Genomic DNA, 10,227 nt, shown 5'->3' on the forward strand with positions numbered 1-10,227 from the left:
TTCACCGGGATGCCCAGTCGATTGAGCCAGCGCCCCCAGTGGTGGGCGGAGCCGCAGGCTTCCATCACCACCAGCCCAATGCTCCGGTTCTGGAACCAGCGCTCGAACTGGTGTCGGGTCAGCCGCTGCTGCTCGACAAGCTTCCAATTGCCATCTGCAATAGCGATTTGGAATACACTCTTGGCCAGATCCACTGCAACGGTAGTAGCATGCATTTCGGACTCCTTTCGTCGAAACCCGATCCCCATCCCCATGAGCACCGGAGGCGCTTATTCCGCGCCAAAAAGACGGGGGAGTCCATCCCATCAGTCAACACGGACCGCCCGCAAGCTACGCTTGCGGGTTCCCTCCGCGCTTCGCGCTCCGGCGGCCGGTTACCTTCACGTTATGGCTCAGGAATGACACGCGCCTTTCTCTTCGCTCTCTTGTTACTTGTAACCCATTGCTCCTATGCCACAGCCCAAATACCAGAATTGATCGAATTGGATGGTGTGGAGCAAAGTCTTTTTTCTGAGCCGTTCACAACTTATTTGGCTAACAACCAGAATGAAATTCCCAAACTGGAGAAACTTGCACAAGACGTATGCACTGGGTCTTGGCGAAGGTATCAAGGTCGATGGTTTATTCTGGATAAGAAACTTTTTCTAAGGTCTCTCGCAGCGAACCCATGCAGAGAATCGCCGGAGCAGATTCCGCTCTCCGTCTTCTTTCCCGATGCCACAGGGCCCGTCCACGCGGAGTGGTATACGGGAAAACTTGTTGTCCCTCGTGGAAAGCGTGTGCGATATGTGCACATAGGCTATGAGTCGGAATTTGAGCAGTACTTGGTCTTTACTGTTCAGAACGGGCTAATTACCGCTCAAGAAGAAAGCAATACGAAACCAAAATGAGCCATAACATGGCTCTCAACCTCGCTCCCTTCGGTCGCTGGACGCTGCGCGATAAAGCTGCGCAGCGCCGGTTAGCTCTACGTTCCTGAACGACTGCTTTCCAAATCCAGTATGTCCGCAAAGGGTCGAATGTGTGAATTCGCAGGATAGAGAAGCTGTCGCTCGATGCCATCACCGCCTGAACGGCAGTTAACCACCACATTGCCGCCCGATACCGCAGGCTAGGCCAATGGCAGCAATGGCCGAACTCCCGCCCAATCCAATAACCAGCCCCTTCCATACCCATGCCCTCCCCCCACCCCCAACCAGCAAACCTCCGCCCCTGCCCTACCTGTGGGGCGCCGGAGATTTCCTGTCTGGCTCTGCTGCATTCGGCCCAGGGGATAGGCCCCCATCCCCGCTGCCGTCATTGCCGTGGGGCCTGGAGTGTTGGCTCCCGTTGGCAGGGGAATTACGCCGGCGCTTTGCTGCTGGCTTTTGTTTTTGCCGGGGCCTTGAGCGTCAAGCATCGCTCTTACCTGCCCTACCTATTGCTGCCCCTGGTCCTGGGCGGCGCTTCCCTGCTGGTCTGCCGTTTCGCCAGGGCCCGCCCGGTACTACCCATGGCGGCCTGGCTTAAATGGCTCCATTACCTGGTTCTGGTGCTGTTTCTGGTGGTGCTGCTGCGCTTTTGAGCGGGCCTACCGGGATGGCCCCCGGGGGCGGAAATGAGAAAGGCCGGCGCTAGGCCGGCCTTGGGGGGCTGAGGGGCGGGGTGGCTTATTTGCCAGACAGGGCCAGCATCAGGTCGTTGATGCGCTTCACGAAGCCGGCCGGGTCTTCCAGCTGGCCCCCTTCGGCCAGTTCGGCCTGTTCGAAGAGCAGGGCGGCCCAGTCGTCGAAGCGGGTTTCTTCGTACTTGAGGCGCTGCACGGCCGGGTGGCTGGGGTTGATTTCCAGGATGGGCTTCACCTCCGGGGCCTTCTGGCCGGCGGCCTTGAGGATGCGGGCCAGGTTGCCGGAAACGTCGAAGTCCTCGGTCACCAGGCAGGAGGGGGAGTCGGTCAGCCGGTGGGTGACGCGCACGTCCTTGACCCGTTCGCCCAGGGAGGTCTTGACCTTTTCGATCAGCTCCTTGTATTCGTCGGCGGCCTTTTCGGCTTCCTGCTTTTCGGCTTCGTCTTCCAGCTTGCCCAGGTCCAGGCCGCCCTTGGCCACGGATTGCAGGGGCTTGCCGTCGAACTCGGTGAGGTTGCCCACCACCCATTCATCGACCCGGTCGGAGAGCAGCAGCACTTCGATGCCCTTCTTCCTGAAGATTTCCAGGTGCGGGCTGTTCTGGGCGGCCTTGAAGGATTCGGCGGTGACGTAGTAGATCTTTTCCTGGCCTTCCTTCATGCGGCCGATGTAGTCCTTGAGGGAGACGGTTTCCTCGGGGGTGTCCCCGTGGGTGGAGGCAAAGCGCAGCAGGCCGGCGATCTTTTCCTTGTTGGCGAAGTCTTCGCCCACGCCTTCTTTCAGCACCTTGCCGAATTCGCCCCAGAACTTGGCGTACTTTTCCTTTTCTTCCGCCTCGTCGCTGTCGGCCAGGGCTTCCAGCATGGAGAGCACCTTGCGGCTGCAGCCGTTGCGGATGGCTTCGATGTCCTTGCTTTCCTGGAGGATTTCCCGGGAGACGTTGAGGGGCAGGTCGGCGGAATCCACCACGCCGCGCACGAAGCGCAGGTAGAGGGGCATCAGCTTTTCCGCGTCGTCCATGATGAAGACCCGCTTCACGTAGAGCTTCACCCCGTGGCGGGCGTTGCGGTCCCACAGGTCGAAGGGGGCCCGGGCGGGAATGTAGAGCAGCTGGGTGTATTCCTGCTTGCCTTCCACCTTGGCATGGACCCAGGTGAGCGGGTCCTCGAAGTCATGGCCCACGTGCTTGTAGAACTCCTTGTACTGCTCGTCGGTGATGTCCGACTTGCTGCGGGCCCACAGGGCGCTGGCCTGGTTGACAGTTTCGTCCTCGCCGCTGGGCACCTGTTCCTTCTTTTCCTCGTCCCACTTTTCGCCGGCCATCAGGATGGGCAGGGTGATGTGGTCGGAGTACTTGCGGATGATGGATTTCAGCCGCCAGGCATTGAGGAATTCGTCTTCCCCTTCGCGCAGGTGCAGGATCACGTCGGTGCCGCGCCCGGCCTTTTCCACCATTTCCACGGAGAAGTCGCCTTCGCCGCCGGATTCCCAGCACACGGCCTGGTCGGCGGGCAGCCCGGCACGGCGGGAAACCACGGTGACCCGGTCGGCGATGATGAAGGAGGAGTAGAAGCCGACCCCGAACTGGCCGATCAGGTGGGCGTCCTTGGCCTGGTCGCCGGTCAGGGCAGTAAAGAATTCCTTGGTGCCGGACTTGGCGATGGTGCCCAGGTGGGCAATGGCCTCTTCCCGGGACAGGCCGATGCCGTTGTCGGAGATGGTGATGGTGCGGGCTTCCTTGTCGAAGGCAACGCGGATCTTCAGTTCGGAGTCATCGCCATACAGGGCGGCGTTGTTGAGGGCTTCGAAGCGCAGCTTGTCGCAGGCGTCGGAAGCGTTGGAGATCAGCTCCCGGAGGAAGATTTCCTTGTTGCTGTAGAGGGAATGGATCATCAGATGCAGCAGCTGCTTCACTTCTGCCTGAAAGCCCAGGGTCTCCTTGGTCGCGGTAGTCATGTGTGGTGTTCTCCCATTGAAGGCAATGGAAGGGGAAATGCGGCCGGTTTACGCCATTTCAAGCCCCCGGCCGGAAAAAACCGGGCCCGGCCCCAAGCCGGGTCCCAACCGCCCTCAGAAGCGGCCCATGCCGCCGCCCATGTTGCCCCCCATCCCGCCACCGCCCATGCCGCCGCGGCCGCCGGGCCCCATGCCGCTCCGCTCGGGGCCGCCGCGCTCCTGGTTGCCGCCGCCCTGGCAGACCAGGCCCGAATAGAGGGCGGGCACCGTGGCCGGCAGGCGCTGGTCGGCCACCTTTTTCTGCTGCTCGTCCAGGGACTGGTAGAGCATCTCGGCCCGCTGGGCCAGGTCTTCCATAGCCGTGAGCCGGTTGCGCACCACCGCCACCCGGGCTTCGATCTGCCGGGGCGCATCCTGGCGCCGGGCCTGCACGGGTTCCAGCTTGAGCTGGTCGGCCATGAGGGCGGCCACGGCGTCCTGGTAGGCGTCCCAGAGCACCGCCTGCCGGGGTGTCAGCTTGAGCGCCTCGGCGGTGTCCCGCAGCTGTTGCTGCAGGGATTCCACCACCATCTGGCTGCCCCCGCCGCCGCCCCGCCCTGACTCCGGACCAGCCGGGCCACCTTCCCGTCCGCCCATGGGGGACGAACAGGCGCCCAGGGCGATGAAGCAGAGCAAGACAAAAAGACGGGAGAAGAAAGGGACCTGCATGCTGGACTCCGGTTGTGGGTGTGGCCGGAATTCTGCCGCCCCCCCGACGTGGCCGGAAGGGCGGTTCAGGCAAAAACAGGTAAATCCTGTTGCGCCAGGTTAAGCCGGGCCGCTCCAGCGGCCTGGCTCAGTCCAGGGGCTGGTAGCGCACTTCGAGGATGTCGATTTCCCGCACGCCGGCGGGGGTCTGGAAGCGGATGGCGTCGCCCTCCCGGGCCTTGATCAGGGCCCGGGCCAGGGGAGAAATCCAGCTGATGCGCCCCCGGGAGGCGTCCGCCTCGTCGATGCCGACGATGCTGAACACCTGTTCCGCCTCCCCGTCGAAACTCAGGGTCACCGTGGCCCCGAAGAAGATCTGGTCGTTTTCCCCCTGCAGGGTGGGGTCCACCACCTGGGCGTTGTCCAGGCGCTTGCCCAGGAAGCGGATGCGCCGGTCTATCTCCCGCAGGCGCTTCTTGCCGTACAGGTAATCGCCATTTTCGGAACGGTCCCCGTTGGAGGCGGCCCAGGCCACCACCTCCACCACCTTGGGGCGTTCCACCTTGATCAGGAACTCCTGCTCCTCCAGCAGGCGCGCATGGCCGGCCGGCGTGATGTAGTTCTTGCTGCCGGGGGGCAGCTTCAGGGACGGGGAGAGTTCGTCGTCCTCCTCATCCCCTTCCGGTTCCCGGGTGAAAGCCTTGCTCATAAACCTCTCGAAAAAAACAGGCTGCCCGGTCAGGCCGGGCAGCGGATGACAACCAGGGGGTCAGGAAAGCTCAGTAGCCCAGGCGCATGTGCTCCACGTCCACCCGCACCAGGTCACGCCCCAGGGTCAAGGCCACGTTGCGGGCATACTGCCGGGCCCACTCGTTTTCCTGGGAAAAACGGGATTCGCCCACGGTTCTGGCCACGGCCAGCAGCTTGTCGATGATCAGGATCTTGCCGGTGGGGCTGGTGATCTCGCATTTCAGGTCGGCGAACTCCTTGTCCAGCCAGCGTCTGGCCTCTTCCTGGGTGGTGACGCTGACCTCGCCGCTGGCCGACTTGAATTCGTAGGCACGGTCTTTGGCGAAACTGACGATGATGTGATAAGTCATGGCCCTCTCCTCTCTGTTCTTGGATACAGGCCGATTTTATGCCGGAAAGGAGGCTCGGCGTCACCTTTTGCTTGTCACAATTGCCCGCCCCCCGGGCACCATGGCCTGAATGCCCCGGGTTCGGAAGACGCTGTTCCCCTCGCCCCGGACGACTTTCACGGTAAGATGGCGCGGCACGGACTCCCACGGACACACCATGGCCAATCCCCCCCTGACCCCCGAGGACCTGGAGCGTTACCAGGCACGTCTGCAGGCCCTGATCATGGAACACCGGGACCTGGATCAGGTCATCAGCCACCTGGCGGAAAACCCGCCACCGGACCAGTTGCTGGTGCCCCGCCTGAAAAAGCGCAAGCTGCAGCTGCGCGACCAGATATGGGAAGTGGAAGCCCTGCTCACCCCGGACGAACCCGCCTGACTCCCCCCGCAGCCCGGGAGAGCCCGGGCCATGCATCAGCCGGCTAGCCCTGGTCTTCCGGCCCCTGCTCCTCCGCCCCGCCGCCGGCTGCGAAGAAGGCCCAGTAGGCTCCACCGATGGCACCCGCCAGGGCCAGCTCCCAGAGCACCGGCAGCCACCACACCAGCCCGGCCAGGGCCGCCAGGAACAACAGGTAGGCCAGCCCCCTCATGGCAGGAAGAACTGCCCGAGTTCCCAGGCCATGGCCGCGATCAGGGCGCAGCTGGGAATGGTCAGCACCCAGGCCCAGAGGATGCCTCCCGCCACCCCCCAGCGCACCCCGGACAGACGCCGGGCCGAGCCTACCCCGACGATGGAGCCGGTGATGGTATGGGTGGTGGAAATGGGTATCCCCAGGGAGGTGGCCACGAACAGGGTAAAGGCACCGCTGGTTTCGGCGCAGAAGCCCCCCATGGGGGTGAGCTTGGTGATGCGCTGCCCCATGGTCTTGACGATGCGCCAGCCCCCGAACAGGGTGCCCAGCCCCATGGCCAGATGGCAGACCACCACCACCCACAGGGGCACCGGGTCGTCGCTCTGGGACACGCCGGCCGCCAGCAGCAGCATCCAGATCACCCCTATGGTTTTCTGGGCGTCATTGCCCCCGTGCCCGAGGCTGTAGAGGGCGGCGGAAACCAGCTGCAGGCGCCGGAACCAGCGGTCCATGCGGCGCGGCATCTGGCGCCGGCACAGCCAGGAGACCAGCACCAGCATGCCGCCGCCCAGCAACATCCCCAGCAGGGGCGAGAGGACGATGAAGGCCAGCACCATGCCCAGCCCTTCCCACTGCAGGGCGGCGGGGCCGGCCTTGACCAGGGCGCCGCCCACCAGGCCGCCGATCAGGGCATGGGAGGCGGAAATGGGCAGGCCGAAATACCAGGTGATGAGGCTCCAGGCGATACCCGCCACCAGGGCGGCGAACACCACCATCTGATCCACGGCCCAGGCATCGACGATGCCGGTGCCTATGGTGGCCGCCACCTTGAGATGGAACACGAAGAGCGCCGCCACGTTGAAGAAGGCCGCCCACATCACCGCCTGATAGGGTTTCAGCACCCCGGTGGAAACGATGGTGGCGATGGAGTTGGCCGCGTCGTGAAACCCGTTGAGGAAGTCGAAGACCAGGGCCAGAAAAACCAGGAAGATCAGCGTCGCAAGGCTGATGTGCAGGGCATCCATGGGGTGCTCAGGAGTTTTCCAGCACGATGGCTTCGATGATGCCGGCCACGGTCTCGCAACGATCGGTCACGGCTTCGAGCAGTTCGTAGGCCACCTTGAGCTTGATCACCTGGCGCACGTCCGCCTCGTCCCGGAACAGCCGCGACATGGCGGTGCGCAGCACCCGGTCCGCGTCCGATTCCAGCTGGTGGATCTCGGCACAGGTCTTCATGATCCCGGTGGCGTTGTTCATGGAATCCAGCAGCCCCACCACGGTGCGCACCCGCAGGCAGCAGGACAGGCAGAGGTCGGCCAGCTGCCGGGCTTCCGGGGTGACCCGGCGGATGTCGTAGAGGGTCAGGGATTCGGCCACGTCCTGGATGGTGTCGAGAATGTCGTCCAGCCCGTTGGTGAGCTTATGGATCTCGTCCCGGTCGAAGGGGGTGATGAAGGAGGTGTGGATCAGGGCCAGGGTGTCGCTGGTGATCTTGTCCGCCTTGCTCTCGAACAGGTCGATGGCCTGGGCATGAGCCATGGCCTCCCGGGGGGAATCCACCAGGGAAGCCATCAGGGACACCAGGGCCTGCCCCCCATCCACCACCTGCTGGGCGTGGGCGTTGAACAGCTCGAAGAAGCGGCCCTCTTGGGGCATGAAGCGCGCGAACATGGGATAGGCCACGGAACAAGGTGGCCCGATTCTAGCAGCCTGCCGGACTCGGTGTGTTACAGCGGCAAAAGGGCGATGGCGCCCCGGCTCCGGCCGGGACTGCAAGCCGGGCGGGAGCGCGCCGGCAAACGCCAAACCGTGGTAAAAAGCCGCCCATGCAAGCCCCGCCCTCCTTCGACCCCGACGATCCCCGGGCCTTTGGCGACCCTTTCCGCCTGGAAGACCTGCCCCTGCCCCGCCCTGCCCATGGCTACGGCGTCCAGTACCTGGGCCGCGACCAGCTGCTGGACCAGGCCAGCCTCGGCTTCCTGCCCATCCGGGATGGCCGCCTGCAGGGACTGTTCCCCAGCTTTGCTGCCGCCCGGGAAGCCGCCCGGGCCTGGCTTGCCGCCCAGGGCCCGGAGGCGGCCCAGGCCCCCCTGGCCATCGTCCCGGTGGCCTTCGACCCGGTATCCGCCCGGCACGTGCTCATCTACGGGGTGCTGCAACCCCAGCTGCAGCCCTTCGAGGAAGCGGCCTACCTGCCCGAGTCCCCATGAAGAAACGGCGTTCCCGCCAGGAAACGCCGCTGCTCCTGCACCACCTCGGACTTCAGCCCATCAGCCCCTTGATCATGTAGAAGATCATGGCCGCCATGAGGGCGGAGGCCGGCACGGTGATCACCCAGGCTGCCGCAATCTTGATCAGCTGGGAACGCTTCACCAGCTCCTGGCGATACACCTTCTTCAAACCCTTGCGCTCCAGCTTGGAAAAGTTGGCCGGGTCCATCTGCAGCTTGGACTGCAGCTTCAGCTCCGCCAGCATCACCCCCTTCTGCTGCAGGGTGGCCGTCTTGAAGCGGGCCAGGAAGGCGTTGATGGCCAGCAGGTCCCCCTCCGGGTGGTGCGCCCGGATCTCGTCCTCCATGCGGGCATAGTTGGCCTTGAGGTATTCCCGCAGGAAGCCCACGCCGAACACCCCGCCCACGGCGATGTGGGTGGAGCTCACCGGCAGCCCCATCTGGCTCGCCACGATCACCGTGATGGTGGCCGCCATGGCGATGCAGTAGGCGCGCATCTTGTCCAGCTCGGTAATCTCCGACCCCACGGTGCGGATCACCTTGGGCCCGAACAGGGCCAGGCCGACGGAAATGCCCAGGGCCCCCACCATCATCACCCACAGGGGAATCGCCGCCTTGTCCGCCACCTGGCCACCGGCAGAACGCACGGCGTCAAAGATGGCCGCCAGGGGGCCGATGGCGTTGGCCACATCGTTGGCCCCGTGGGCGAAGCTGAGCAGCGCCGCCGAAAAGATCAGGGGTAGGGTAAACAGCTGATTGACGCTTTCCTTGGTGTTCTCGATGCGGTGCATGCGCGCCCGCAGCAGGGGGCGCAGCAGCGCCAGCACGGCCACCCCCACCCCCAGGCCCGCCAGGCTGGCAAACACCACGCTCACTTTCCAGACCTTGTTCAGCCCCTTGAGCATCAGGTAAGTGGTGAAAGTCCAGGCCATCAGCGCCACCAGGATGGGCACCATCTTCACGGCGGCCTGCACCATGTTCTGCTGGTAGGTGATGCTGCGCTTGATCAGGTACAAAAAGCCCGCCGCGAACACCCCGCCCAGGAGGGGCGACACCACCCAGCTGGCGATGATTTCCGTCATGGTGTCCCAGTTGACCACCTCCAGCCCTGCCGCCGCCGCCCCGGCCCCCAGCACCGCGCCGACGATGGAATGGGTGGTGGACACGGGCGCCCCCACGGCGGTGGCGAAGTTGAGCCACACGGCCCCGGCCAGCAGGGCCGCCATCATCAGCCAGACAAAGGTATCGCCGCTGGGAATGCGGCTGGGATCGATGATGCCGCTGCGGATCGTGGTCACCACATCCCCCCCGGCAATCAACGCTCCCGCCGCCTCGAAGATAGCGGCAATCAGCAGCGCCCCCCCCATGGTGATGGCGTGGGACCCCACCGCCGGCCCCACGTTGTTGGCCACATCGTTGGCGCCGATGTTCATGGCCATGTAACCGCCGATCATGGCGGCAATCACCAGCATCAGGCTGCCATGGCCGCTCACATCCAGGGTGCTCGAATAGAGCATCACCCCCACGATGAAGAGCAACGCGATCCCCAACCGGAACAACTCGCTCTGGCCCTTCCTGGTGGCCTTCTCTATGTCATTGATATGTTTGAGCTCCATGCCCTCTCCCGCTGTTCTTGAAGCGGGGCGTATTGTTTCACAGATGCTACAAACACGTTACAAGGATAGCGAATCAAGCCGCGCAGCCGGGACGGCCGGGCCTCCAGACAACATGACGACAAAACGCGATTTCATCGACACATCTACCCCATATGTCGTCCGTGACGACAGGTCAGGAAAACCTGTCGATTTTTCATGGAAATATCGACACATTAGCGGGACCACTAAAAAGACGACTTACTGCTGCAACCGATCATTCAAGAGCTCCAACCAAAAGGTGGAACACTACTATTCCAGGCGATTCCGGTAGCATTTGACGGGACGGCAAGTTTCGCCCCTTTCCTATTGGTGGCGGCAAATGGCGGAAATCGTCTAGTGATGCGTGTTTCCGAGCTTTTCCGACTCATTGAGGAAAGTCGC

Annotated in this window: 11 protein-coding genes and 1 pseudogene; 3 read left to right on the forward strand and 9 right to left on the reverse strand. The window is 63.6% G+C overall.

Features of this window, described 5'->3' with window-relative positions:
- Positions 1-215: pseudogene (locus G474_RS23965) on the reverse strand (IS110 family transposase); the annotation flags it as partial.
- A 1,169-nt stretch (positions 216-1,384) separates the two neighbouring features.
- Here G474_RS23965 and G474_RS0116110 point away from each other — a divergent pair.
- Positions 1,385-1,564 carry a hypothetical protein gene (locus G474_RS0116110; RefSeq protein WP_156919311.1) on the forward strand — a complete coding sequence of 60 codons (180 nt, stop codon included), beginning with the start codon at positions 1,385-1,387 and terminating at the stop codon, positions 1,562-1,564.
- A gap of 85 nt (positions 1,565-1,649) precedes the next feature.
- Here the strand turns inward: G474_RS0116110 and htpG are convergent, their stop codons facing one another.
- From htpG to G474_RS0116130, 4 genes are all read right to left on the reverse strand, one after another.
- Positions 1,650-3,563, reverse strand: a complete 1,914-nt coding sequence (gene htpG / locus G474_RS0116115) for a molecular chaperone HtpG (RefSeq protein WP_026687867.1) — start codon at positions 3,561-3,563, stop codon at positions 1,650-1,652.
- 114 nt (positions 3,564-3,677) lie between these two features.
- Positions 3,678-4,271, reverse strand: coding sequence for a Spy/CpxP family protein refolding chaperone (locus G474_RS21255; RefSeq protein ID WP_211228135.1), 594 nt, complete (start codon positions 4,269-4,271; stop codon positions 3,678-3,680).
- Between the two features lie 127 nt (positions 4,272-4,398).
- A complete protein-coding gene (gene greB / locus G474_RS0116125) occupies positions 4,399-4,959 on the reverse strand; it encodes a transcription elongation factor GreB (protein WP_026687868.1) in 561 nt (186 codons plus the stop codon).
- A gap of 70 nt (positions 4,960-5,029) precedes the next feature.
- Positions 5,030-5,350, reverse strand: a complete 321-nt coding sequence (locus G474_RS0116130; protein ID WP_026687869.1) for a hypothetical protein — start codon at positions 5,348-5,350, stop codon at positions 5,030-5,032.
- A 196-nt stretch (positions 5,351-5,546) separates the two neighbouring features.
- Between G474_RS0116130 and G474_RS0116135 the strand changes: the two genes are divergently transcribed.
- Positions 5,547-5,768 carry a YdcH family protein gene (locus G474_RS0116135; protein ID WP_026687870.1) on the forward strand — a complete coding sequence of 74 codons (222 nt, stop codon included), beginning with the start codon at positions 5,547-5,549 and terminating at the stop codon, positions 5,766-5,768.
- 43 nt (positions 5,769-5,811) lie between these two features.
- Here G474_RS0116135 and G474_RS23575 read toward each other — a convergent pair whose 3' ends face one another.
- The 3 genes from G474_RS23575 to G474_RS0116150 are packed head-to-tail and all read right to left on the reverse strand — an operon-like array spanning position 5,812 to position 7,617.
- Positions 5,812-5,979: a flagellar basal body-associated FliL family protein gene (locus G474_RS23575; RefSeq protein WP_156919312.1), complete on the reverse strand. Its 168-nt coding sequence runs from the start codon at positions 5,977-5,979 to the stop codon at positions 5,812-5,814.
- Positions 5,976-6,986: an inorganic phosphate transporter gene (locus tag G474_RS0116145; protein WP_026687871.1), complete on the reverse strand. Its 1,011-nt coding sequence runs from the start codon at positions 6,984-6,986 to the stop codon at positions 5,976-5,978. Before G474_RS0116145 ends, G474_RS23575 begins: the two co-directional genes overlap by 4 nt.
- 7 nt (positions 6,987-6,993) lie before the next feature.
- Entirely contained in the window at positions 6,994-7,617 is a 624-nt protein-coding gene (locus G474_RS0116150; RefSeq protein ID WP_245589386.1) for a DUF47 domain-containing protein, read from the reverse strand.
- Positions 7,618-7,787: 170 nt separating this feature from the next.
- Here G474_RS0116150 and G474_RS0116155 point away from each other — a divergent pair, with 170 nt between their 5' ends.
- Positions 7,788-8,171, forward strand: a complete 384-nt coding sequence (locus G474_RS0116155; protein ID WP_026687873.1) for a hypothetical protein — start codon at positions 7,788-7,790, stop codon at positions 8,169-8,171.
- A 52-nt stretch (positions 8,172-8,223) separates the two neighbouring features.
- Here G474_RS0116155 and G474_RS0116160 read toward each other — a convergent pair whose 3' ends face one another.
- Positions 8,224-9,807, reverse strand: coding sequence for an inorganic phosphate transporter (locus tag G474_RS0116160; RefSeq protein ID WP_026687874.1), 1,584 nt, complete (start codon positions 9,805-9,807; stop codon positions 8,224-8,226).
- Positions 9,808-10,227 lie beyond the last annotated feature (420 nt).

It is taken from the genome of Azovibrio restrictus DSM 23866, assembly GCF_000429665.1.
GTDB lineage: Bacteria > Pseudomonadota > Gammaproteobacteria > Burkholderiales > Rhodocyclaceae > Azovibrio > Azovibrio restrictus.

Excerpts from the sequence above, each read along its gene's own strand:
- htpG (WP_026687867.1), bottom strand. The coding sequence starts at position 3,563 with ATGACTACCGCGACCAAGGAGACCCTGGGCTTTCAGGCAGAAGTGAAG.
- G474_RS21255 (WP_211228135.1), bottom strand. The coding sequence starts at position 4,271 with ATGCAGGTCCCTTTCTTCTCCCGTCTTTTTGTCTTGCTCTGCTTCATC.
- greB (WP_026687868.1), bottom strand. The coding sequence starts at position 4,959 with ATGAGCAAGGCTTTCACCCGGGAACCGGAAGGGGATGAGGAGGACGAC.
- G474_RS0116130 (WP_026687869.1), bottom strand. The coding sequence starts at position 5,350 with ATGACTTATCACATCATCGTCAGTTTCGCCAAAGACCGTGCCTACGAA.
- G474_RS0116135 (WP_026687870.1), top strand. The coding sequence starts at position 5,547 with ATGGCCAATCCCCCCCTGACCCCCGAGGACCTGGAGCGTTACCAGGCA.
- G474_RS23575 (WP_156919312.1), bottom strand. The coding sequence starts at position 5,979 with ATGAGGGGGCTGGCCTACCTGTTGTTCCTGGCGGCCCTGGCCGGGCTG.
- G474_RS0116145 (WP_026687871.1), bottom strand. The coding sequence starts at position 6,986 with ATGGATGCCCTGCACATCAGCCTTGCGACGCTGATCTTCCTGGTTTTT.
- G474_RS0116150 (WP_245589386.1), bottom strand. The coding sequence starts at position 7,617 with ATGCCCCAAGAGGGCCGCTTCTTCGAGCTGTTCAACGCCCACGCCCAG.
- G474_RS0116155 (WP_026687873.1), top strand. The coding sequence starts at position 7,788 with ATGCAAGCCCCGCCCTCCTTCGACCCCGACGATCCCCGGGCCTTTGGC.
- G474_RS0116160 (WP_026687874.1), bottom strand. The coding sequence starts at position 9,807 with ATGGAGCTCAAACATATCAATGACATAGAGAAGGCCACCAGGAAGGGC.